This is a genomic window from Ruania alkalisoli (genome assembly GCF_014960965.1).
Classification (GTDB): domain Bacteria; phylum Actinomycetota; class Actinomycetes; order Actinomycetales; family Beutenbergiaceae; genus Ruania; species Ruania alkalisoli.
Genome location: NZ_CP063169.1, coordinates 2198715 through 2221502 on the forward strand (window position 1 = coordinate 2198715; position 22788 = coordinate 2221502).

At 69.3% G+C, this 22788-nt stretch carries 22 protein-coding genes; all 22 read right to left on the minus strand.

Going from position 1 to position 22788, the window contains the following annotated elements:
• Nucleotides 1–70: 70 nt before the first annotated feature.
• The gene (locus IM660_RS09785; RefSeq protein ID WP_193499115.1) at nt 71–2197 is read right to left on the minus strand and encodes a primosomal protein N'; all 2127 of its coding nucleotides are present in this window, start codon (nt 2195–2197) and stop codon (nt 71–73) included.
• Between the two features lie 21 nt (nt 2198–2218).
• Entirely contained in the window at nt 2219–3439 is a 1221-nt protein-coding gene (gene metK / locus IM660_RS09790) for a methionine adenosyltransferase (protein WP_193499116.1), read from the minus strand.
• On the minus strand, nt 3436–4716 hold the full coding sequence (gene coaBC / locus IM660_RS09795; protein WP_193499117.1) for a bifunctional phosphopantothenoylcysteine decarboxylase/phosphopantothenate--cysteine ligase CoaBC: 1281 nt from the start codon (nt 4714–4716) through the stop codon (nt 3436–3438). Before coaBC ends, metK begins: the two co-directional genes overlap by 4 nt.
• A gap of 8 nt (nt 4717–4724) precedes the next feature.
• On the minus strand, nt 4725–4988 hold the full coding sequence (rpoZ, locus tag IM660_RS09800) for a DNA-directed RNA polymerase subunit omega (RefSeq protein ID WP_159620853.1): 264 nt from the start codon (nt 4986–4988) through the stop codon (nt 4725–4727).
• Between the two features lie 114 nt (nt 4989–5102).
• A complete protein-coding gene (gene gmk, locus IM660_RS09805) occupies nt 5103–5693 on the minus strand; it encodes a guanylate kinase (protein ID WP_193499118.1) in 591 nt (196 codons plus the stop codon).
• Nucleotides 5686–5997 carry an integration host factor, actinobacterial type gene (mihF, locus tag IM660_RS09810; protein WP_193499119.1) on the minus strand — a complete coding sequence of 104 codons (312 nt, stop codon included), beginning with the start codon at nt 5995–5997 and terminating at the stop codon, nt 5686–5688. Before mihF ends, gmk begins: the two co-directional genes overlap by 8 nt.
• A gap of 71 nt (nt 5998–6068) precedes the next feature.
• On the minus strand, nt 6069–6947 hold the full coding sequence (gene pyrF / locus IM660_RS09815) for an orotidine-5'-phosphate decarboxylase (protein WP_193499330.1): 879 nt from the start codon (nt 6945–6947) through the stop codon (nt 6069–6071).
• Between the two features lie 17 nt (nt 6948–6964).
• A complete protein-coding gene (gene carB / locus IM660_RS09820) occupies nt 6965–10306 on the minus strand; it encodes a carbamoyl-phosphate synthase large subunit (protein ID WP_193499120.1) in 3342 nt (1113 codons plus the stop codon).
• Nucleotides 10306–11526, minus strand: coding sequence for a glutamine-hydrolyzing carbamoyl-phosphate synthase small subunit (carA, locus tag IM660_RS09825; protein ID WP_246465245.1), 1221 nt, complete (start codon nt 11524–11526; stop codon nt 10306–10308). The genes carB and carA overlap by 1 nt, the downstream gene beginning before the upstream one ends.
• Complete coding sequence (locus IM660_RS09830) at nt 11523–12851, minus strand: dihydroorotase (RefSeq protein WP_193499121.1); 1329 nt, start codon at nt 12849–12851, stop codon at nt 11523–11525. Before IM660_RS09830 ends, carA begins: the two co-directional genes overlap by 4 nt.
• Complete coding sequence (locus IM660_RS09835) at nt 12848–13813, minus strand: aspartate carbamoyltransferase catalytic subunit (protein WP_193499122.1); 966 nt, start codon at nt 13811–13813, stop codon at nt 12848–12850. The genes IM660_RS09830 and IM660_RS09835 overlap by 4 nt, the downstream gene beginning before the upstream one ends.
• Nucleotides 13810–14361: a bifunctional pyr operon transcriptional regulator/uracil phosphoribosyltransferase PyrR gene (gene pyrR / locus IM660_RS09840; RefSeq protein WP_246465247.1), complete on the minus strand. Its 552-nt coding sequence runs from the start codon at nt 14359–14361 to the stop codon at nt 13810–13812. The genes IM660_RS09835 and pyrR overlap by 4 nt, the downstream gene beginning before the upstream one ends.
• Before the next feature lie 85 nt (nt 14362–14446).
• Nucleotides 14447–15895 (minus strand): pyridoxal phosphate-dependent decarboxylase family protein, encoded by a 1449-nt coding sequence (locus IM660_RS09845; RefSeq protein WP_193499124.1) that lies wholly within the window; start codon nt 15893–15895, stop codon nt 14447–14449.
• Nucleotides 15892–17268 carry an MFS transporter gene (locus IM660_RS09850; RefSeq protein WP_246465248.1) on the minus strand — a complete coding sequence of 459 codons (1377 nt, stop codon included), beginning with the start codon at nt 17266–17268 and terminating at the stop codon, nt 15892–15894. Before IM660_RS09850 ends, IM660_RS09845 begins: the two co-directional genes overlap by 4 nt.
• 1 nt (nt 17269) lies before the next feature.
• Nucleotides 17270–17728 (minus strand): transcription antitermination factor NusB, encoded by a 459-nt coding sequence (nusB, locus tag IM660_RS09855; protein WP_193499125.1) that lies wholly within the window; start codon nt 17726–17728, stop codon nt 17270–17272.
• 3 nt (nt 17729–17731) lie between these two features.
• On the minus strand, nt 17732–18295 hold the full coding sequence (efp, locus tag IM660_RS09860; protein ID WP_193499126.1) for an elongation factor P: 564 nt from the start codon (nt 18293–18295) through the stop codon (nt 17732–17734).
• A 100-nt stretch (nt 18296–18395) separates the two neighbouring features.
• Nucleotides 18396–18824 (minus strand): hypothetical protein, encoded by a 429-nt coding sequence (locus IM660_RS09865; protein ID WP_193499127.1) that lies wholly within the window; start codon nt 18822–18824, stop codon nt 18396–18398.
• Entirely contained in the window at nt 18821–19441 is a 621-nt protein-coding gene (locus IM660_RS09870) for a SatD family protein (protein WP_193499128.1), read from the minus strand. Before IM660_RS09870 ends, IM660_RS09865 begins: the two co-directional genes overlap by 4 nt.
• A gap of 67 nt (nt 19442–19508) precedes the next feature.
• Nucleotides 19509–19949 (minus strand): type II 3-dehydroquinate dehydratase, encoded by a 441-nt coding sequence (locus IM660_RS09875; RefSeq protein WP_193499129.1) that lies wholly within the window; start codon nt 19947–19949, stop codon nt 19509–19511.
• Between the two features lie 3 nt (nt 19950–19952).
• Nucleotides 19953–21035 carry a 3-dehydroquinate synthase gene (aroB, locus tag IM660_RS09880; RefSeq protein ID WP_193499130.1) on the minus strand — a complete coding sequence of 361 codons (1083 nt, stop codon included), beginning with the start codon at nt 21033–21035 and terminating at the stop codon, nt 19953–19955.
• The gene (locus tag IM660_RS09885; protein ID WP_193499131.1) at nt 21032–21544 is read right to left on the minus strand and encodes a shikimate kinase; all 513 of its coding nucleotides are present in this window, start codon (nt 21542–21544) and stop codon (nt 21032–21034) included. Before IM660_RS09885 ends, aroB begins: the two co-directional genes overlap by 4 nt.
• Complete coding sequence (gene aroC, locus IM660_RS09890; RefSeq protein ID WP_193499132.1) at nt 21541–22758, minus strand: chorismate synthase; 1218 nt, start codon at nt 22756–22758, stop codon at nt 21541–21543. Before aroC ends, IM660_RS09885 begins: the two co-directional genes overlap by 4 nt.
• Between the last annotated feature and the right edge of the window lie 30 nt (nt 22759–22788).

The window sequence follows — 22788 nt, forward strand, 5'->3', positions numbered from 1 at the left end:
ACCAGTCGTTGCGATGTCTCTCACTCCCGCTCCGTTCCCTGGATCGCCTGTGGCCGCCCCCAGAGGTTCCTCAGACCACCCGTTCCGGGTCCACCCGCACCCGCAGCGAACCTGGTTCCTTGCGGGCGCTGCGGATCGCGACCGCCTCCGCCAACGCCTGGCCCAACTCGTCCCGCTGATCCCGTGGACAGCGCACCAGGAGGCGCACCCAGGGCTCCCCGTCCGGGCCCGTCTCCTCCACCGGCACCGGCCCCAGCGTCACTGCGCCTTCCGGAAGCCGCAGCCGCGCACTGAACAGCCGCATCGCTGTCGCATCGCCGGTCACGGCAGCCCACTGCGTGATCGGAGGGAACTCCAGCTCGCCACGTTCGCTCAGCTCGCGCTGCGCGTGACCGACCGGATCCCACCGCACCAGCGCCTGCACCGGCACGGGGGCTCCTTGACCCAGCAGCATCACCTGACCATCCGGGCGAACCAGCGCCGCCGCCCGCAACCACCGCCGCAGCGCTTCCACTGCGGCACCCAGTTCAGGGCGCCCGGTCAGCACCGCAGCATCGAGCAGGAGCCCTGCTCGATACCCGCCCTGCGCCTCCGGTTCCGCCCCCGGGGTCGCGACGACCAGGCGTGGCCGCGCATCCACCTCAGCGGTGACTCCGGAGTCCCGGTCCGAGACCAGCACCGGAGTGCCGGGAAACGCGCGACCGAGCTCCTCCGCCGTCCGATCCGACCCCACACGCGCTGCCCGCACCCGCGTCCCCTCACACGTACCGCACTGCCAGCGCGTCTGCCACCGCCCGCACCAGCGGCACCGCGGTGTCGCATCCGGACGGTCCAGCGCCAACGGACCATGGCACTCTCCGCAGCGTGCCGGTGTCCGGCACGTCTGGCAGGCCACCACCGGCAGATACCCCGATCGCGGAACCTGCACAAGCACCGGCCCCTCGCTCAAACCGCGCCGGACGACCTGCACGGCCGCACCCGGGATACGAGCCCGTCCGGCGGCACCCTCTCGCGCGAGATCGGCATCAGTGGGTGCACTCACCCGCGGTGTGCTCGCCCGTACCAGTCCCCGCGCCGCCTGCACCGACCGCGCCCAGCCCTCCGAGACCAGGATCTCCGCGTGAGGGGTGCGCCCGAACCCGCCGATCAGTGCCGCCGCGGACTCCTCCTCCGCCCGTAGGCACAGGACCTCCCGGATGTGGGGATACGGTGCTCGTGGCTCGGCATGCAGATCGTCGCCGTCGTCCCAGCACACCACCAGCCCCAGGTTGCGTACCGGTGCGAACGCCGCCGACCGGGTGCCGATCACCACGTGCGCCTGCCCGGTGAGTGCGAGCAGAAAGCGGCGGTACCGCGCCGAGGCGCCCTGGTCGGCGCTCAGCACCACATGATCCACCCCGGCTGCCGTCAGTGCCCCGCCCAGGCTCGCGATGTCTCGCTGATCGGGCAGACACACGACGACGTCACGTCCGCCCGCGCGCACGGCCTGGATAGCGGCCACGATCGCACGGGCCCAGTGCGGCGGCTCCTCAGCGCCGGCGTCCGACCATGGCAGTGCGCACCAGACCGCGCGCGGTGACTGCCCGGCTGCGAGCCGGCGCAGGAATGCCTCACCCCCTGCGTAGGGGTGCCACACGCGCGGCGTCGCCGCGTCGAGATCGGTGTGCTCGACCTGCGGATCGGGCAACGTCTCCTGACCGAGGTGAGCTCCGCCGTCGCCGGCTTGTTCTTCCCACGGGATCCGCACGTCGGCCTGCTCGGCGAGACCCTCGAGTACGGCCCGCTCCGCGGTGGCGTGGCGAGGCGGCACGGCGAGGCGCAGGACATCGGTGGTGGTCCCGGCGTACCGACGCGCCACGCGCCGGGCGAGCGAGAGGATCTCCGGGGCGAGCACAGCCACAGAGGACGGCACTTTCCGCACCGGAGAGAGCGACCCGCCGTGATCGGAGGTACGAGTACGGCCGACGACGTAGGCGTCGCGCTCGAGCCCGGCGAAGCGGACCTTCACGCGCACACCTGGGTGCACGTCGGCGTCCAGCTCGGGTGGGATTCCGTAGTCGAAGGTCCGGTCCAGATGCGGCAGCGGGACGTCGACGATCACCTGGGCCACACCGATGTAGGCAGCCGGCTGCGGCTGCGCCACGGCACCTGGGTCGAGCAGGCTCGGTTGTTCGACGTCCACAGCACCCGATCCCATCACGAGCCGCTGACGCCGCGGTCAGGCGACCGCGGCGCGCAGGGCGTCGGCGCGGTCGGTGCGCTCCCAGGTGAACTCTGGCAGCTCGCGCCCGAAATGCCCATAGGTCGAGGTCAGCGCATAGATCGGACGCAACAGGTCCAATGCGTCGATGATGGCTGCCGGCCGCAGATCGAACACCTGCGAGATGGCCGCCGTGATCTCCTCCACCGGAACCGTCTCAGTACCGAACGTCTCCACGTATACCGCGATCGGGTGAGCACGCCCGATCGCGTAGGAGACCTGGACCTCGCAGCGGCGCGCCAAGCCGGCCGCCACGACGTTCTTGGCCACCCAGCGCATCGCGTAACTGGCGGAGCGGTCCACCTTCGAGGGGTCCTTCCCGCTGAATGCGCCCCCACCGTGGCGGGCCATCCCGCCGTAGGTGTCGACGATGATCTTGCGGCCGGTCAGTCCGGCATCGCCCATCGGGCCGCCGATCACGAAGGTACCGGTGGGGTTCACGAGCAGCTCGTAGCTACTGACGTCGATGTCCAGGTCGGCTCCGAGACGCGCGAGCTCGTGCTCGACCACGTGCTCCCGGACGGCGGGCTCCAGGTCCTCGACCAGACGCACCTGCGCCTCATGCTGAGTGGAGACGACCACCGTGCGCACGGCCACAGGACGATCTCCGTCATAGGCGATCGTGACCTGCGTCTTGCCATCGGGCCGTAGCCCCGGCACGATCCCCTCCTTGCGCACCTGTGTCAGCCGGGCACTCAGACGATGCGCCAGCAGGATGGGCAACGGCATCAACTCGGGGGTCTCGTCCGTGGCGTACCCGAACATCAGCCCCTGGTCACCGGCGCCCTGCTCATCGAACCGGGCATCGAAACCGGTCGCCTCGTGCTCGGCCGAACTCCGCAGCTCGAGGGACTTGTCCACCCCTGCCGCGATATCGGGCGACTGCTGCCCGATCGAGAGGGAGATCCCGCAGGAGTGACCGTCGAAGCCGATGTCGGAGGAGGTGTAGCCGATCGCGTTGACCACACTGCGAACCAGCCGCGGGATCTCGACGTAGCTCTCCGTGGTGACTTCACCGGCCACATGCACCAGGCCGGTGGTCACCAACGTCTCGACGGCCACCCGGGACGCCGGGTCAGCCTCAAGCATCGCGTCGAGGATCGAATCAGAGATACGGTCCGCAACCTTGTCAGGGTGCCCTTCGGTGACGGACTCGGAAGTGAAGAGGCGGATGGTCACCCGGAGAGCCTACCTGCGGCAGGCGTGCCCACCGTCGGTGTCTCGCTGCCCGACCGGCTGTTGAGAAGTCTCACGACGGCGTCCCACACCACGTGCGCAACGTCATCCTTGGAGCCACCACCAGCGCCGAGATCGCTTCCGGAAGCGTCGAGTAGATGGACCTCGTTCGGCACGTCCCCGAACCCGACGTCGGCACCGACCGCATTCACGGCCAGCAGGTCAGCGCCCTTGCGGCGGGCCTTGGCGCGACCATGATCGAGCACCGAGCCGTCGGCGTCTCCGGTCTCGGCCGCGAACCCCACGATGATCTGACCCTCCCGCCGACCTGCGACGAGGCCGGCAAGAATGTCGGGGTTCTGGACCAGCTCAAGGCTCTCGACGCTGCCGTCGGCGTGCTTCTTGGTCTTCTCGGTACGTGTGCGTGCCGGACGGAAGTCCGCGACCGCGGCAGCCATGACGACCACGTGCGAAGCCGCCGACGCCTCGAGCATGGCGTCCTGCAGCTCGGCAGTGGTCTCGACCGACGTGATCTGGACGTTGCCCGGAACAGCCGCGAGCACCGAGGAATCGACGTTCGCAGCCACCAGGTGCACCTGGGCGCCGCGCGCTGCTGCCTTCGCAGCGAGGGCCACTCCCTGGCGCCCGCTGGAGCGATTCCCCAGGAAGCGGACCGGGTCAAGGGGTTCTCGCGTGCCACCGGCACTGATCACGACGCGGAGGCCATGCAGGTCCGAGCCGTCGTGATCGTCGCCACCGGCCGCGGCAGCCAGGGCGACGTCGACGATCTCGTGCGGTTCGGGCATACGCCCGGGCCCGGAGTCAGCGCCGGTGAGTCGGCCGACCGCCGGATCGATCACGTGGACCCCACGCTCTCGCAGTGTCTCCACATTGCGCTGCGTGGCCGGGTGCAGCCACATCTCAGTGTGCATCGCTGGAGCGAGCACCACCGGGCACGTCACCGTCAGGAGCGTCGCTGTCAGCAGGTCGTCAGCAATACCGGCCGCGGCCCGCGCGAGCAGGTCAGCGGTCGCGGGCGCCACGACCATCAATTCCGCCTCGCGTCCCAGGCGCACGTGGTCCACCGACTCGGCGCCTTCGAAGACGGACGTGGTCACCGGCTCACCGCTGAGCGCCTCCCAGGTGGCGCGCCCCACGAAGTCGAGCGCCGCCCGGGTAGGAATCACCCGGACGGCGTGACCGTCCTCCCGCAGCGAACGCAGGACGGAGGGCACCTTGTAGGCGGCGATCCCCCCGCTCACGCCGAGCAGGATGCGCATCGAGGGTGTCAGCCCTCGGTCTTCTCAGCCGTCAGCAGGCCCTCGTTGATCTCGCGCATCGCAATGGAGAGCGGCTTCTCCTGCGGCTTGGTCTCCACGAGCGGGCCGACGTACTCCAGCAGGCCCTCGTTCAGCTGCGCGTAGTAGGCGTTGATCTGCCGGGCCCGCTTGGCGGAGTAGATCACCAGCGCGTACTTCGAGTCCGCGGCCTTGAGCAGGTCGTCGATGGGCGGGTCGGTGATGCCCTCGGGTGCGGCAACAGTTCCTGACATGTGGATCCCTCGCGATAGTCGGTGCGTAGCAGCGGGAACATCTCGTGCGCCGTGAGGGCGTACGAGGACCCACCGCCAACGTTCCATGCTACCCGCTCCCGCGGCAAACGCGGGTCAGGCGGTTCGTTCCGGTGTGGTGACGCCCATCAGCGCCACGAGCTCGTCCGTGGCGCGGGTGACGTCATCATTGATGATCGTATGGTCGAACTCGGCGGCCGCTGCCATCTCCACCTCCGCCGTCGCGAGGCGGCGCTGACGTTCTTCGGCGTCCTCCGTGCCCCGGCCCTCGAGCCGCCGTACCAGCTCCTCCCAGCTCGGTGGCGCCAGGAACACGAAGTGCGCTTCGGGCATGGTCTGACGCACCTGGCGTGCACCCTGCAAGTCGATCTCGAGCAGGGCTGGGCGCCCCGCAGCGAGCCGTTCCTCCACCGGACCACGCGGCGTGCCGTAGGAGTTGCGGCCGTGCACGACAGCCCACTCCAGGAACTCGCCATCGCTGACCATCCGGGCGAACTCCTCCGGTGGCAGGAAGTGATAGTGGACCCCGTCCACTTCGCCAGGCCGGGGCGGTCGCGTCGTCGCCGACACGGACAGCCAGACATCCGGGTAGCGGGAGCGCACGTCAGCCGACACAGTTCCCTTGCCAACGGCGGTCGGACCGGCAAGGACCGTCAGGCGGGCACGGTCGGTGGTCGCCTCAGCCAAACCGCTCGACCAGCTTGGCGATCTGCTGCGGACCCAGGCCGCGGACCCGGCGTGACTCCGAGATGCCGACCTCGGTCATCACCGTGCGTGCTGTCACCTTCCCGACGCCAGGCAGGGACTCCAGCAGGGCGAGCACCTTGAGCTTGCCGATGGCATCGTCCTCCTGCCCCTCGGCGATCACCTCGGAGAGCTTGCCGCCGGAGTATTTCAGGCGATTCTTCACCTCAGCACGCGTCACGCGGGCTTGTGCCGCCTTCTCAAGCGCCTTGGCGCGCTGTTCGGGCGTGAGTGGAGGAAGGGCCACGGTGTGTCACCTCGCCGGTCGGGGACGGATAGGACGTATGCCTGGCAACGTAGCGAGCAGGCTGATGCAAATCAATCGGAGGTTCCGCCGTCGGAACGCCGCAGATCCCTCAGGCCATCTTGCACCCGCTGCGCGACAACAGCCAGACCGGTTGGTCCCGCTGAGAGGATCTCACGCGAACTCGACGGCAGCACGGCGTGCTCGGCTCCGGCGAAGACACGGCGGATCTCATCCGTCCCGGCGCCTTGGGCGCCCAGGCCCGGGGCGAGCAGTGCGCCACCGACGGCGGCCAGATCCATCCCGAGGTCGCGAGGCGCCGATCCCACGGTCGCCCCGACCACGAGGCCGACGCTGCCGAGGGGCTCACCTGCCTCGAGCTCGGCGGCGTTGCGATGCCCTGCCTCGGCTGCGATCCGTGCGGCAACGCTCGTGCCATTTGCCTCGCGGGCATGCTGCACCTGAGCGCCCTCCGGGTTGGAGGTCAGCGCCAGCACGAACACGCCGCGTCCCGTGGCGCGAGCCTGCTCGATGAGTGGGTCGAGCGAACCGAAACCCAGATACGGCGACACGGTGACGGCGTCGCCGGCCAGAGGTGAATCCTCACCGACGTAGGCGCTGGCATATCCGCCCATCGTGCTGCCGATGTCGCCACGCTTGGCATCGACAATGCACAGCAGACCCGCTGCTCGGCACGCTGCGATCGTCTCCTCCAGCGCCGCCACACCAGGGCTGCCGAAGCGTTCGAAGAAGGCAGCCTGGGGCTTGACCACGCCGACCACGTCACGAAGTGCCTCCACCGTGCGCAGAGCGAACTCCCGCACCCCATCGGCGGCGCTGGGTAGCCCCCAAGCGGCCAGTAGCTCCTCGTGCGGGTCGATGCCCACGCACAGCGGCCCGTAGGTGTCGATCGCGGCCGCGAGCCGACGCCCGAAAGGCGCACGTGGGGGCATCGTGGCCCCGGCAGCGTTCACTCGCCCACCCCGGCCACGGTCGCCTCCACCTCACGTAGTCGCTCGGCCCGGTCGGCGTCATGGGTCTGGAGCGACTTCACCGCGAAGGGACCCCGCCGGATCGCCTCGATCGCCTGTACCGCGGCCGTGAACTGCTGCATGGTCGTCACGATCGCCCTGTCAGCGGCGGTGGTGGCGGCCCGGATGTCGTATCCGTCGGCACGTGCTCCCTTGCTACCTGGGGTGTTCAGGACCATGTCGACCTCTCCCGCGGTGATGAGGTCGATGATCGTCCCCTCCCCGTCGGGCCCGGGCCCCTGCGAAGCCTTGCGCACCACCTGCGCGGCGATCCCGTTGCGCCGCAGCACCGATGCGGTGCCCGCCGTTGCCAGGATCCGGAAACCGAGCTCGACGAGCCGGCTCACCGGCAGCGTCAGGGAGCGCTTGTCCCGGTCGGCCACCGAGACGAACACGGTGCCCGTCGTCGGCAGACCGCCGAACGCGGCCGCCTGTGACTTGGCGAAGGCGAGGGGGAAGTCCACGTCGTAGCCCATGACCTCACCGGTGGAGCGCATCTCTGGGCCGAGCACCGTGTCGACGACCTGACCGGCCGCCGTCCGGAAACGCTTGAAGGGAAGCACGGCCTCTTTGACCGCCAGCGGTGCGCCGTGGTCGGTCACCGAGGCGTCGGTGTCGGGCAGCACTCCCGAGGCGGTCAGGTCGGCGATCGACTGCCCGCTCATCAGCAACGCCGCGGCCTTTGCCAGCGGCACGCCCGTGGCCTTGGCCACGAACGGGACGGTCCGGGACGCGCGGGGGTTGGCCTCCAGCACGTACAGCACGTCGGCAGCCAGAGCGAACTGGATGTTCAGCAAGCCGCGAACGCCGACCCCGGCCGCGATGGCCTCGGTGGAGGTGCGGATCCGGGCGATCATCGAGTCCGAGAGCGTGACCGGCGGGAGCACACATGCGGAGTCACCGGAGTGAATCCCGGCCTCCTCGATGTGCTCCATCACGCCACCGAGGAACAACTGCTCGCCGTCGTAGAGGGCGTCGACGTCGATCTCGATCGCCTGGTCGAGGAAGCGGTCCACCAGCACGGGAGCCGGGAGCCTGCTCCCCTCGCTGCTGGTGCCGGTGGCACGGGAGACGTAGTCCACCAGCTGCGCCTCGTCGTAGACGATCTCCATCCCGCGCCCGCCGAGCACGTAGGAGGGCCGTACCAGCACGGGGTATCCGATCCGGTCGGCGATCTCCTTCGCCTCCACCAGGGTGCTGGCGGTGCCGAATGCCGGTGCGGGCAGGCCGGCCTGGACAAGCACCTCACCGAACTGACCGCGGTCCTCCGCTGCGTCGATCGCTGACGGCGGAGTCCCCCAGATCGGCAGGCCCGCCTCGGCCAGCCGGTCGGCCAAGCCCAGCGGGGTCTGGCCACCCAGTTGGACGATCACGCCCGCCACTGGGCCGGCGGCCAGCTCGGCCTCGTAGATCTCGAGCACGTCCTCGAACGTGAGCGGCTCGAAGTACAGCCGGTCCGCGGTGTCGTAGTCGGTGGAGACGGTCTCCGGGTTGCAGTTGATCATGACCGTCTCGTAGGAGTCCTTCAGTGCCAGCGCCGCATGCACGCAGGAGTAGTCGAACTCGATCCCTTGACCGATTCGGTTCGGCCCGGAGCCCAGGATGAGAACCGCCGGGCGTTCCCGTGGCTGCACCTCGGTCTCGGAGTCATAGCTGGAGTAGTGATACGGCGTACGGGCGGCGAACTCGGCTGCGCACGTGTCCACGGTCTTGAATACCGGACGCAGGCCATAGGCGTGCCGCATCTCCCGGACGGTCGCCTCACCCAGCCGGCGGATGCCGGCGATCTGCTCGTCGGAGAAACCGTGCCGTTTGGCCCGGGCCAGCACCTCGGTGGTCAGCGCCGGAGCGGCGCGTACCTCCTCGGCCACCTCGTGCAGCAGCTGCAGCTGATCCAGGAACCACGGGTCGATCCAGGTGGCATCGAACAGCTCCGACAGGTCCGCCCCTCCGCGGATCGCGCGCATCAGGTCCAGCATCCGGTGATCGGTCGGCGTACGGATCGACTCCAGCAGCGCCGCAGTCTCCTCGGCGTCGGGCGCCGGCGAGGAGAAGTCGAAGCTGGAGCCGGTGTAATCGATCGAGCGCATCGCCTTCTGCAGCGCCTCGGTGAAGTTGCGGCCGAGAGCCATCGCCTCACCGACGCTCTTCATCGTGGTGGTCAGCGTCGGATCGGCGGCGGGGAACTTCTCGAATGCGAACCGCGGCACCTTGACCACGATGTAGTCCAGGGTGGGTTCGAAGGAGGCCGGTGTGGATCCGGTGATGTCGTTCGGGATCTCGTCCAGCGTGTACCCCACGGCGAGCCTCGCCGCGATCTTGGCGATCGGGAAGCCGGTGGCCTTCGAGGCCAGCGCCGAGGACCGCGAGACCCGCGGGTTCATCTCGATGACGACCACACGGCCGGTGTCGGGATGGACGGCGAACTGGATGTTGCACCCCCCGGTGTCCACGCCCACCTCGCGGATCACGGCGATGCCAACATCGCGCAGCTTCTGGTACTCGCGGTCGGTGAGGGTGAGCGCAGGCGCAACTGTGGTCGAATCGCCGGTGTGGACCCCGACCGGGTCGACGTTCTCGATCGAGCAGACGACCACCACGTTGTCGTTGCGGTCGCGCATCAACTCGAGCTCGTACTCCTTCCAGCCGAGGATCGACTCCTCCAGGAGCACCTCGGTCGTGGGTGAGTAGTGCAGGCCGGCTCCCGCGATCTGCCGCAGCTCGGCCTCGTCGAAGGCGATACCGGATCCGAGGCCGCCCATGGTGAAGGAGGGGCGCACCACCAGCGGATAGCCCAGATCCTCGACGGCCGCGAGCACCTCGTCCATCGAGTGGCAGATGGAACTGCGGGCGGATTCAGCACCGCAGCGTTCGACCACACCCTTGAACTTCTCCCGGTCCTCGGCCAGGTGAATGGCCTCGATGTTGGCCCCGATCAGCTCGACCCCATGCTCGGCGAGCACCCCGGCCTCGTCCAGTGCGATCGCGGCGTTGAGTGCGGTCTGGCCGCCCAGGGTGGGCAGCAGCGCGTCGGGCTTCTCCTTGGCGATGATCGCGGCTACCGCCTCCGGTGTGATCGGCTCGACATAGGTGGCATCGGCGAACTCGGGGTCGGTCATGATCGTCGCCGGATTGGAGTTGACGAGGATGACCCGCAGTCCCTCCTCCCGGAGCACGCGGCACGCCTGGGTGCCGGAATAGTCGAACTCGGCGGCCTGGCCGATGACGATCGGCCCGGAGCCGATGACCAGGACGCTGGAGATGTCGGTGCGGCGGGGCATCAGGCGTGGTCCTTCGTGGTCGAGGTGAGCAGGTCGACGAAGCGGTCGAACAGGTAGGCGGCGTCGTGGGGTCCGGCAGCAGCCTCCGGGTGGTACTGCACGGAGAAGGCAGGCAGGTCGAGGCACTGCAAGCCCTCCACGACGTTGTCGTTGAGGCCGACGTGGGAGACGAGCACCCGGCCGTAGCGGCCGTCGTCGTAGGGGGCTGTGGTCGCGTCACCGATCGGTGCGTCGACGGCGAACCCGTGGTTGTGCGCGGTGACCTCCACCTTGCCGGTGGTCACGTCCTGCACCGGCTGGTTGATCCCGCGGTGCCCGTAGGCGAGCTTGTAGGTGCCGAACCCGAGTGCGCGGCCCAGCAGCTGGTTGCCGAAGCAGATCCCGAAGAACGGGATTCTCGCGTCCAGGACACCGCGAAGCAGGTCGACCGCATGCTCAGCCGTCTGCGGGTCACCGGGCCCGTTGGAGAAGAACACCCCGTCCGGCGCCAGCTCCTGCACCTCCTCGAGGGTGGTGGCCGCAGGCAGTACGTGGACACGCAGACCGCGTTCGGCCATCCGCTGCGGTGTCATGGCCTTGATGCCGAGATCGAGGGCGGCGATGGTGCCGATCGGTTCCTTCCCGGCGAAGTCCCCGGTGGGTTCGACCACATACGCCTCGGTGGTGGTGACGGCACCGGACAGGTCGGCGCCGGCCATCTCCGGTGAGGCGAGCACCTGCTCGCGCAACTCGGACTCGGTGCGCGCGTCGACGACGTCCGGCAGCGCCTCTCCGGAGAAGATGCCGGCACGCAGCACCCCGCCCTCGCGCAGGCGACGGGTCAGCGCCCGGGTATCGACATCGCTGATGGCGACGACTCCCTGTGCCTGGAGCTCCTCGTCCAGGCTGCGCTGGGAGCGCCAGTTCGACGGGCGCCGTGCCGGGTCACGCATCACGTACCCGGAGACCCAGATGCGACTGGACTCCCGGTCCTCGTCGTTGACACCGGTGTTGCCGACGTGCGGGGCGGTCATCACCACGATCTGCTGGTGGTAGGAGGGGTCGGTCAGGGTCTCCTGGTAGCCGGTCATCCCGGTCGAGAACACGATCTCTCCGAAGGTCACGCCGCGCGCACCGTAAGCCCGGCCACGCACGATCGTTCCGTCCTCGAGCACAAGAAGGGCGAGGTCTGAGGTTCCGGTCACGGCATGGTCCTTCGGCATCAGTGTGGTCGTGGTCATCGGGTGCTCCCGTCCTGCGGCTGGCCGTCGAGCACGGTCGCCACGCCGCGGTAGAAGGTGGCCATCACGCGAGCCGGCAGCTCTCGGGCGGCGAACGGGGTGTTCTCGCTTGCGGTACGCAGCCCGGCGGGGTCCACGGTCCAACGGGCGGACGGATCGACGAGGGTGAGATGTGCGGGCTCACCGGCAGCGAGCGGCCGTCCCTGCCCGGTCACCCGGCCGATGCGGGCCGGGGTGGCCGACATCGTGCGCGCGAGGTCCTGCCAGCCGAAGTCGCGGGAGTCGTCCGCCACCATCGCCTCGGTCACGACCGACAGGGCGGTCTCCAGCCCGGTCATCCCCATCGCGGCAGCGGCGAACTCGCAGTCCTTGTCCTCGCTGGGGTGCGGGGCGTGGTCGGTGGCCACGATGTCGATCGTGCCGTCCTCCAAGCCGTCCCGCACGGCCTGGACGTCCTCGGCGGTGCGCAGCGGCGGATTGACCTTGAACTGCGGGTCGTAGCCACGGATCGCCTCATCGGTCAGCATCAGGTGGTGCGGGGTGACCTCGGCGGTCACCTGGATCCCGCGTGCCTTGGCCCAACGCACGATGTCGACCGAGCCGGCCGTGGACAGGTGGCAGATGTGCACTCGCGAGCCGACATGCTCGGCGAGCAGGACGTCCCGGGCGATGATCGCCTCCTCCGCGACCGCCGGCCATCCGGTCAGGCCTAGCTCGGCGGAGACGATGCCCTCGTGCATGAGAGCACCTGCGGTCAGGCGCGGCTCCTGTGCATGCTGGGCCACCACGCCGTCGAAGGCTTTGACGTACTCCAGTGCCCGGCGCATCAGCACCGGGTCGTGCACGCACAGACCGTCATCGGAGAACACACGAACACGCGCCGCTGAGGAGGCCATCGCACCCAGCTCGGCGAGCTGCTCCCCCGCCAGGCCGACCGTGACGGCCCCCACCGGCCGCACCTGCGCCCACCCGGCATCCTCGCCCAAGCGCCATACCTGCTCAACGACTCCGGCGGTATCGGCCACCGGGGTGGTGTTCGCCATGGCGTGCACGCAGGTGTAGCCGCCCACGGCCGCCGCCCGGGTGCCGGAGGCGACGGTCTCGGCGTCTTCACGGCCGGGCTCGCGCAGGTGCGTGTGCAGATCGACCAGGCCGGGCAGGGCCACCAGGCCGTGGGCGTCGATGCGGTGGACCTGAGCACCGGCTCGAGCACCGGCCATGTCGGCGGCGTCCGCTCCGGTCGCGGCGATGCGGCCATCGGCGAGCAGCAGATCGGTGATCGAGCCCTCAGGCAGCTGGGCACCGGTGATGAGGTAGTCGGTCATGAGGGCGTCCCTTCGTTGCCGGCGAGCACCAGGTAGAGCACGGCCATACGTACGGCCACGCCATTGCCGACCTGTTCGACGATGGTGGAGCGGTCCGAGTCAGCCGCCCGGGCAGAGATCTCCAGGCCGCGGTTCATCGGACCGGGGTGCATGATCAGGGCGTGGCCAGGCAGCGCCTCGAAGCGTGCGGCGTCGAGGCCGTACCGGCGGGAGTACTCGGCGGCCGAGGGGAAGAACCCGCCGCCCGCGCTCGACATCCGTTCGCGCTGTACCCGCAGCATCATGATGGCGTCCGGCGCCTGCTCGGCGATGGTGGTGTCGAGGTCGTAGGAAATCCGGCACGGCCATGTCGAGGCACCGATCGGCAGCAGCGTGGGTGGTGCCACCAGCGTCACCTCGGCGCCGAGGGTGTGCAGCAGGTCCACGTTCGAACGTGCCACCCGGGAGTGCAGCACGTCCCCCACGATCACCACGCGCTTGCCGTCCAGACCGGCACCGGTACCGGCCTCGGGCATCAGGTGACGGCGCATGGTGAAGGCGTCGAGCAGTGCCTGGGTCGGATGCTGGTGCATCCCGTCACCGGCGTTGACCACGGGGGCATCGATCCAGCCCGAGGTGGCGAGCCGGTGCGGAGCGCCGGACGCCGAGTGACGGATCACCACGGCGTCGGCGCCCATCGCCTGCAACGTCTGCGCCGTGTCCTTCAGCGACTCCCCCTTGGAGACCGAGGACCCCTTGGCGGCGAAGTTGATGACATCAGCCGACAGGCGCTTGGCGGCGGCTTCGAACGAGATGCGAGTGCGGGTGGAGTCCTCGAAGAACAGGTTCACGACGGTCAGCCCCCGCAGTGCCGGGAGCTTCTTGATCGCCCGGGACTGGGTGGCCGCCATTGTCGCGGCCGTGTCGAGGATGGTGATGGCCTCCTCGCGGCTGAGATCGGCGGCCGAGAGCAGGTGCCTCATGAGAGCACCACCTCGTCAGCGTCATCGAGCTCCCTCAGATGGACGCTCACACGTTCGTGCCGGGCGGTCGGCAGGTTCTTGCCGATGTAATCGGCACGGATCGGCAGCTCCCGGTGCCCGCGGTCGACGAGCACTGCGAGCTGCACCGCGCGGGGACGGCCCACGTCCGAGAGGGCGTCGAGTGCGGCACGCACGGTGCGGCCCGAATAGAGCACGTCATCGACGAGAACCACGACCTTGTCGGTCAGTCCCGCCGGTGGGATGCGGGTGGGTTCCAGACCGCGGGTGGGCTGGCGGCGCAGATCGTCGCGGTACATCGTCGGATCGATCGTGCCGACGAGTTCAGCGGCACTCACGCGCCCGGATTCGGCCTCGACGATCCGGGCGCCGATCCTGGTGGCGAGCGGGACGCCGCGCGTGGGGATGCCGAGTAGCAGGACCTCCTCGGCGCCCTTGTTGCGTTCGACGATCTCGTGCGCGATCCGGGTCAGAGCCCGGGAGATGTCGTGCTCGGAGAGAACGACTCGTGCTGGGGCGCCAGAAGTCACCGGCGTTTGCCTCCTTCCCCGCCTCACGGGACGGGCTTAAAGGGTTGCGTGCCGAGGCACTACTCTACCCGGGTCGCGGGCACGATCAGGCGTCTGCAGCGCCGTCTGTGTCGTGGCCCACGTCTGGGTCGATCACCGATGCGAGCAGCGACGTCAGGGCGGCAGGTGCAGCGTCACCGTCCATTGCCTCCAGGGTGGACAGGACCGGGGCCATCTCCTCCGGCAGACCACCGGTGATCACCCGCTCCACCAGATCGGGTTGTGGCCCAGGCGCCGCACGACCGCGGACCTCATCGGCACCGTCACGCAGTGCGGCAACCAGCTCACGGGTCACGGACTCGGTGACCGGGGTGAAGGTCAGGTGTGCCGTGCGCGGCAGTACGGACCCATCGCCTTGAGCGAAGGCGGGTTGGGCCTGCAGCAGGAATCCGCGCCGGCGCACGGCATCGACCCAGGCGAATGGATCGACCTGGTGAGCTGGAGCCCGGTCCGGATCCGCGGCCACCGCTAGCAGGGCAGCGGCGGGGTCTCCGACCACGCTGAGGCCGCTGAGGCCGTCGATCGCCCGGCGCACAGCACCGGTAGCCGCAGCGGTCTGCGCCACCAGGTCGGCGTACCCCTGAGTGCCGAGCGCCTGGGTAACTGCCCATGCTGCCGCCATCGCGGTCGCCGAGCGCGAGCCGAGCATCGTGGGATTGACCACGGGGTACCCGGGCCAGCCTGTGGTGGCGAAGTACTGCCCGCGGTGGCGTTGGCGCCCCCGGTACAGCACGACCGAGGCTCCTTTCGGGGCGTAGCCGTACTTGTGCAAGTCGGTCGAGATGGAGGTGACGCCGTCGACAGCGAAGTCCCACGGCTCGCCGGCCGCGCCCTCGGGCCACCAGGGCAGCAGCCACCCTCCGATACAGGCGTCGACGTGCACGGCGACGCCGAGCCGCGCCGCCCCATCAGCAACCCGCGCGATCGGATCGATGGTGCCGAACGGATAGTTCGGTGCACTGACCACGACGAGAGCAGTGGCGGCCGTGACCGCGGAGAGCAGGGCGTCGGCGTCGACCATCCCCGTGGCGGGATCGACCGGGACCTCCACGGGAACGAGGCCGAGATAGTGAGCCGCCTTACGGAAGGCGGGGTGCGCCGTCGTGGGCATGACCACCTCGGGCCGTGGGCCGCCGGGGTCACCGGCACGACGGCCTTGCTGGGCCAGCCAGCCCTCTCGCGCGGACTTCACGGCCAGCAGGCAGGACTCGGTGCCTCCGGACGTGACCGAACCGACCACGTCCTCATCGCCGTGGAGTACCGATCGGGTGAAACGCACCAGATCTCGCTCCAGGCGTGCCACGGAGGAGAACGTCGTCGGGTCGAGGCCGTTCACGGGGAGGAACATCGCGGCCGCCTCCGCCGCGATCCGATCGAGCTCGGGACGGCCGTGATCGTAGACGTAGGACAACACCCGGCCGCCGTGGGTGGGCGGGTCTGCTCGCCGGATCTGTGCCAGTTCGGCAAGGATGCGGGTCGTATCGTCGTCGGTCATCGAGCCTCCGTGAACGGCTGGTGGTCGCGGTAACGGGCCAACGGGAACAACGAGACTCCCGCCAGCAGGGCCGGGAGCGCGCTGAAGATCACCACGACGGCGGTCAGGGCCGAGCCAGGCTGAACCGCGGGCCCCTCACCTGCGCTGGAGACGAATCCGCTGACGGCGAGCACAGCGAGCGCGAGCGTCGGGCCGAGCGCCAGACCGGCGGTCTCCCCCGCCGTCCAGACACCGGCGATCACGCCGGCGCGGTCGTGACCGGCGGGGCGGGCATGGGTGTCGTGGGCGATCACGTCCGGCAGCATGGCCAGCGGGTACAGCTGCATCCCGGCGTAGGCAACCCCGGCCACGGCGACGGCGAGGTACACCCACCAGCCCACGGCCGCCGTCATGAACATCAAGGACGCCGTAGCGAGCGCGAACAGCAGACTGCTCGCCACGAACGCGCGTTTCTTGCCTACGCGGTCGGCGAGACGACGGGCGGGGGCCATCACCAGCAGCGCCGGTGCCACGAGGGCGATGAAGAGTCCGGTGACGGCGCTCTCCTGGCCGAGCACATAGGTGGCGACGTACTGAGCCGCTGCCAGCATCGCACCGGCAGCGAGTGCCTGCAGCACGAATGCCGCCAGGAGCGCCCGCAACGGGGCGCTGTCCCGCAGCACATCGATGGCGCTGCGATAGGCGGCCAGGATGCTCCCCTGCCGCTGTGAAGACGGTCCACGTGCGGGGGTGCTGGTTGTGCCACGTCTCCTGGCGCCGAGGGCCGCGACCACCATGCCTGCAGCCATGACCACGCCGGTCACGACGGCCATCACCAGGTAGCCGGTACGACCCGATCCGGCAGCGTCGCGCACGATCGGACCTCCTCCACCGAAGGCCAGGATGGCCAGGGCCAGGACGGCGATGCGCGGGGCGAGCAGCCGGGTGCGGGCTGCGGGAGTCGGTGCGAGCTCGGCCGGAAGGGCGATGTAGGGCACTTGGAACAGGGAGAAGGCGGTGGTGGCCAGCAAGAAGGCCCCGACGACCCAGACTGCAGCCGCGCCACCGGTCCAGGGTGCGGCGAACAGCAACGTGAAGGCGACCGGGAGGCTGATCGCGCCGACCAGCATGATCGGTGCCCGTGACCCGGTGCGACGGGCACTGGCGTCGCTCAACCGGCCGACCAGCGGATCGACGACTACGTCCCAGATCTTGGGGACCGTGACCACCAGTGAGGCAAGACCGGCGGCGACTCCGAGGGTGTCGGTGAGGTAGTAGCTGAGCACCAGGCCGGGCAACGTGCCGAATCCCCCGGTGCCCACCGACCCGGCGGCGTAGGCGGCCCGGAGCCGGTTGGGCATCTCGGGCTGTGGGTCGGGGGCTGGGGTCGGCACGTCAGTCCACCAGGTTCGGCCCCAGCTCGGCTATCCGGCCGAGAAGGCCGTTGACGAACCCGGGTGAGTCGTCGGTGCTGAGCTCTCGCGCCAGCCCCACCGCCTCGTCGATCGCGACCGCGGCGTCCACTTCGTCGTTGTAGAGCACTTCCCAGGTGCCCACCCGCAGAATCGCGCGGTCGACACTCGGCATCCGCTCCAGCGTCCATCCCTGGGAGAAGGTGGCAAGAACCTCGTCGATGCGCTCCGCGTGTGCTGCGAACCCTTCGACGATCTCGACCGAGTACTGCGGCAGGGCGGTCTGGGTGCCAGGTTCGATCAGGCGTTCAGCGAGGACCGAAACCGGGGTCGGGCGGCCAGGATCGGATGCGGCTGGATCCGACTGGGCTGCGACGGCGCGCTGGTCGGCCTCGTACAGGACGTCCACGGCTCGTTTGCGCGCCTTCGTGCGTGCGGCCATCTGCTAGTCGTTCACACGGCCGAGGTAGTCACCCGTACGAGTGTCGACCTTGACCTTCGTGCCGGCCTCCAGGAAGAGCGGGACCTGGATCTGGTAGCCGGTCTCGATCGTGGCCGGCTTGGTGCCGCCGGTGGAACGGTCGCCCTGGAGTCCGGGCTCGGTGTAGGTGATCTCCATGACCACCGAGGCGGGCAGGTCGATGTACAGCGGCAGTGCTTCGTGCAGGGCCACGATCACCTCAGCACCTTCGAGGAGGAAGTTCTTGGCGTCACCGACGACGTCCTCGGGCACGGTGATCTGCTCGTAGTCGCTGGTGTCCATGAAGACGTAGCCGGTGCCGTCGACGTAGAGATACTGCATGTCCCGGCGGTCGACGTTCGCGGTCTCCACCTTGACGCCGGCGTTGAAGGTCTTGGCGACGACCTTGCCGGAGGTCACGCCCTTGAGCTTGGTCCGGACGAACGCGGGCCCCTTGCCCGGCTTGACGTGCTGGAACTCCACGACGGACCACAGCTGCCCGTCGATGTTGAGCACGGTGCCGTTCTTCAGGTCGTTGGTCGTTGCCACGCGATCTTCCTCACTACAGGGTTGGTCGGGACGGGCTGGCGGCAAGAAGCCGGGCCCGGTGCGGCACTCAGGGTAACGTGCCCGGGCGTTCGAGCGCGCCTCAGCCGATCAGATGGAACAAAGCCAGGCCCCCGAGACCGATGAGGGCGGCCCACAGGTACGAGGCGAGCGTTCCGACGAGGAACCGCTCGGCGACGTTGGCATGGCCGTCCAGAGAGCGGAACCGTCCCAGGCCCTTGATCGCGACGATGACGGCTATCCCGGCGGGGTAGCCGACGAGGATGCACCCGGTGATGGCGAACCGTTCGAGAATCCCGATCCACAGTCCGCCGCGAAGAACCTCCGCGGCTGTCGGCTCCGGCTCGAGCGCCTGCGCATCCTCTGGCTGATCTCCTGGCTCATTCTCCGGCTCGGTGCGCCGGGCGATACGGCCGAGCAGCCATCCCGTCAGGGGCGCGCCGACACCGGCGGAGACACCCAGGGCAAGGCAGGCGACGGCCACGGTGAGGAGAATCTCGCCGACGTTCATGATGCCTGCTTAGCAGGCTTGTCCAACGACGCCAGGAGGCGCTCCGCGAGGGGGTGGACTGCGCGCTCTTCATCCCACATCGCGGTCCGCAGCCGGTCGCTGACGGCCTGGGGAGAGATGCGCAGCTCGGCAGCGATCTCGCGCCCGGTGCCACCGGTGGCCATCAGCAGGTCGATCGCCTCCCACCCGGCTGTGGTGCGTCGTCGCACCACAGAGGCGAGGAGCTGGAGCAGGGCCTCGACCTCACCGGCACTGTCGTCATCGTCGGCGGTGACAGCCATCGGGACCGGGACCGTGCGACCGCGCGCGCGTTCGACAGCCTCACGAGCGTGGAGGAACGCCGGACCCGACGACGCCCGGGAGCTCTCGGCGAGGGGACGGTCCACCTCCCCCACGCCGATGCCCACGCTCCAGTCCTGGCGGCGATGCAGTGCAAGGACGATCCGGAGAGTACTGGCAGCCGATGCCAGGACGCCTTGGATCTCGTCGCCCACCGTGCGCTCGAACGGCAGCGTGAACTCGAGGTCGGTACCGATGTGCTGCAGGTGTTCCAGCGTCTCGGGAACGAGATCCCCTCGACGCCGGGAGGCGTTCTGGTCGGCGGTCACGACGAACATGAATCAAGGTTAAGGCACTGATCTCCTTCTATCAAGGCCTATACCTTGATGCCGGACAATCAAGGCTCTACGCCTGATGTACCAAAGCCTGGAGGGCCAGGCGATAGGAATCGACACCGAAACCCGCAATCGTTCCCGTGGCGACGCCCGCGATCACGCTGGTGTGCCGGAATCGCTCTCGTGAGGCTGGGTTGCTCAGATGCACCTCGATCAGGCGCAACCCGCCGGTGGTCACCTGGGCGGCCGCATCCCGCAGCGCATACGAGTAGTGGGTGAACGCCGCCGGGTTCAGCACCACATCCCGGCGCGTATCGACTGCTTCGTGCAGCCATGCCATCAGCTCAGCCTCGTCGTCGGTCTGACGCACCTCGGCCTCACAACCCAACTCGGCGGCCCACCCGAGCACCCGCTGGGCCAGGCCGGGGTGATCCAGGTGGCCGTACACGTCCGGCTCCCGGCTCCCCAGACGGCCCAGGTTGGGACCGTTCAACACCAGCACGTCAGTCATCTCTCACTCCCCGGTGATCGCAGCATAGGCGGCGTCGAGCAGGGCGGGGTCGGGTCCCACCAGGCGGGTCGGACGTGCCAGTGCCTCCAGCACGACGAAGCGCAGCGTGGCCCCGCGGGTCTTCTTATCCCGCCCCATCGCTGTCCGCAGCTCCTCCCACACGCCGGGCCGGTAGCGCGTCGGAAGTCCCAGCGCGGTCAGGACGTCCCGGTGGCGCTGGAGCAGCGCGAGGTCGATCAAGCCCGCCCCGTGGGCCAGCTCGGCCACGAACACCATTCCGACGGCGACCGCCTCCCCGTGCCGCCACCGGTACTTCTCGTAGTGCTCGACCGCGTGAGCGAAGGTGTGCCCGTAATTGAGCACCTCCCGCAGCGACGACTCCTTCAGGTCCGCCGAGACCACATCGGCCTTGACCTGGACAGCTCGACGGATCAGTTCTGCCAGTACCGGGCCGGCCGGATCCATCGCGGCGGCAGGATCGGCTTCCACCAGCTCCAGGATCCGCGGGTCGGCGATGAAGCCGCACTTGACCACCTCGGCCATGCCCGCCCGCAGGTCCGCCTCGGGCAATGTACGCAACCAGTCCAGATCGCACACCACAGCACCCGGTGAGTGGAAGGCACCGACGAGGTTCTTGCCCTCGTCGGTGTTGATGCCCGTCTTGCCACCCACCGCAGCGTCAACCATGGCAAGGACGGTCGTCGGGATCTGGATCACGCGTACGCCCCGCAACCACGTAGCGGCGACGAAGCCGGCGAGGTCGGTGGTGGCTCCTCCACCGAGCCCGATCACCACATCGGTCCGGGTGAAGGCATTCTGTCCCAACGCTGCCCAGCAGCCTGCCGCCGTCTCGACCGTCTTGGCTTGCTCGGCGTCGGGGAGCTGGTGCGTCCGGACCCCGTAGCCGGCCGCCGTCAGCCGTCCCGCGACTGCGGCCGCCTGCTCGGCCAGGGCTGGTGGGTGCATCAGGAAGACCCGGGCTACGCCGTCACCGACTAGTGCGGGCAGCCGGTCCAGCAGTCCGGAGCCGATGAGCACGTCATAGTCGTGCTCGGCGCGCACCTGCACGGTGACCGGCTCGCTCACGCTCCCACCTCCGCGAGGATGAGGTCACGGACCTCCTCCGGGCTGAGCCCGTCAGTGCGCACGATGACGGTCGCGAGCCCTTCGTAGATCGCTCGCCGGGCCTCCATCAGCTCTTGCCACTGACGGCGGGGGCTGCCCAGCAGCAGGGGGCGGCTGGTGGTCAGCCCGACCCGCCCGGCGGCGTCGGCCAGACCGACCGAGAGGAACACCACGGAGTGTCCGGTGAGGTCGGCCTGCGTATCCGGATCGAGGATCGCTCCCCCACCCAGGGCGAGGATGCCGTCGTGCTCGCCCAGGGCACGCTGGACGGCAGCTCGCTCGACGCGGCGGAAGTACGGTTCGCCGTCATCGACGAAGATGTCGGAGATGGCGCGACCCTCCGTCGCCTCGACGTCGGCGTCGGTATCGCGGAAGGTGACGCCGAGGGATTCGGCCAGCAGATGACCGACCGTCGACTTCCCGGCACCGGGCGGGCCGATGAGCACGAGGCGGGGGGTACGGGGGCTCATCGCATGTGCTCCGGGATGGACTCCAGGTAGGTGCGCACATTGCGCGCCGTCTCCGAGATCGAGTCGCCGCCGAACTTCTCCAGCAACGACTCCGCCACCACCAGGGCCACCATGGCCTCGGCGACCACGGCGGCGGGGGCGATAGCGCACACATCCGAACGCTGGTGCAGTGCCGTCGCTGCCTCACCGGTGGCCACGTCCACGGTGGCGAGCGCCCGCGGGACAGTCGAGATCGGCTTGAGAGCAGCCCGGACCCGTAGGACCTGACCGTTCGCCATTCCCCCTTCGACACCGCCGGCACGATTGGTCTGGCGGGTGAGGTGCCCGTCGGCGTCCCGCACGATCTCGTCGTGAGCGACGGAGCCACGCCGGCCGGCGGTGCGGAAACCGTCGCCGACCTCGACTCCCTTGATGGCCTGGATGCTCATGAGTGCACCCGCGAGCCGGGCGTCCAGGCGACGGTCGGAGTGCACGTAACTGCCCACCCCGGGCGGCACGTCGTAGGCCAACACCTCCACCACGCCACCGAGGGTGTCGCCGGACTTCTTGGCATCGTCGATCTCGGCGACCATCCGGGCCGAGCTCTCGGGGTCAAAGCAGCGCACGGGGTCGGCGTCGAGCGCGCCGACGTCGTCCGGTCCAGGCAGTGCAGCATCCTCGGGCACGCTGATCGGACCCGTCTGGACCACGTGTGAGACGAGCCGAACGCCGGCCGCTTGCTCCAGGAGGGCGGCCGCTACCCGGCCGAGAGCCACGCGGGTGGCCGTTTCCCGGGCCGAGGCGCGTTCGAGCACGGGACGAGCGTCATCGAGGTGGTACTTCGCCATCCCCACCAGATCGGCATGGCCGGGCCGGGGGCGGGTCAGCGGCTTGTTGCGGGCCTGCTCGCGGGCGTCACCGGTGCCGGCGTCGATGTCCAGCACGGAGGTGTCCACCGGATCGGCGGACATCACCTGTTCCCACTTGGGCCACTCGGAGTTGCCGATCTCGATGGCCACCGGGCCACCCATGGTGCGCCCGTGCCGGACACCTCCGAGTAGCCGGACGGCGTCCTGCTCGAACTTCATCCGGGCGCCGCGTCCGTAGCCCAGCCGTCGCCTGGCCAGCGCCCCGGCCACGTCGTCGGTGGTGATCTCCACACCAGCCGGGACCCCTTCGAGGATCCCCAGAACTGCGGGGCCATGCGACTCGCCTGCGGTCAACCATCGGAGCATGGCGACATCCTCCCACGGTTGCGGGTTGGT

Bases quoted from the DNA above. Each gene is read 5' to 3' on its own strand.
- IM660_RS09785 (WP_193499115.1), bottom strand. From the start codon at position 2,197: ATGGGATCGGGTGCTGTGGACGTCGAACAACCGAGCCTGCTCGACCCA.
- coaBC (WP_193499117.1), bottom strand. From the start codon at position 4,716: ATGCGCATCCTGCTCGGCGTGAGCGGGGGGATCGCCGCCTACAAGGTG.
- rpoZ (WP_159620853.1), bottom strand. From the start codon at position 4,988: ATGTCAGGAACTGTTGCCGCACCCGAGGGCATCACCGACCCGCCCATC.
- pyrF (WP_193499330.1), bottom strand. From the start codon at position 6,947: ATGCCCCCACGTGCGCCTTTCGGGCGTCGGCTCGCGGCCGCGATCGAC.
- carB (WP_193499120.1), bottom strand. From the start codon at position 10,306: ATGCCCCGCCGCACCGACATCTCCAGCGTCCTGGTCATCGGCTCCGGG.
- carA (WP_246465245.1), bottom strand. From the start codon at position 11,526: ATGACCACGACCACACTGATGCCGAAGGACCATGCCGTGACCGGAACC.
- IM660_RS09830 (WP_193499121.1), bottom strand. From the start codon at position 12,851: ATGACCGACTACCTCATCACCGGTGCCCAGCTGCCTGAGGGCTCGATC.
- IM660_RS09835 (WP_193499122.1), bottom strand. From the start codon at position 13,813: ATGAGGCACCTGCTCTCGGCCGCCGATCTCAGCCGCGAGGAGGCCATC.
- IM660_RS09845 (WP_193499124.1), bottom strand. From the start codon at position 15,895: ATGACCGACGACGATACGACCCGCATCCTTGCCGAACTGGCACAGATC.
- nusB (WP_193499125.1), bottom strand. From the start codon at position 17,728: ATGGCCGCACGCACGAAGGCGCGCAAACGAGCCGTGGACGTCCTGTAC.
- IM660_RS09865 (WP_193499127.1), bottom strand. From the start codon at position 18,824: ATGAACGTCGGCGAGATTCTCCTCACCGTGGCCGTCGCCTGCCTTGCC.
- IM660_RS09870 (WP_193499128.1), bottom strand. From the start codon at position 19,441: ATGTTCGTCGTGACCGCCGACCAGAACGCCTCCCGGCGTCGAGGGGAT.
- IM660_RS09875 (WP_193499129.1), bottom strand. From the start codon at position 19,949: ATGACTGACGTGCTGGTGTTGAACGGTCCCAACCTGGGCCGTCTGGGG.
- IM660_RS09885 (WP_193499131.1), bottom strand. From the start codon at position 21,544: ATGAGCCCCCGTACCCCCCGCCTCGTGCTCATCGGCCCGCCCGGTGCC.
- aroC (WP_193499132.1), bottom strand. From the start codon at position 22,758: ATGCTCCGATGGTTGACCGCAGGCGAGTCGCATGGCCCCGCAGTTCTG.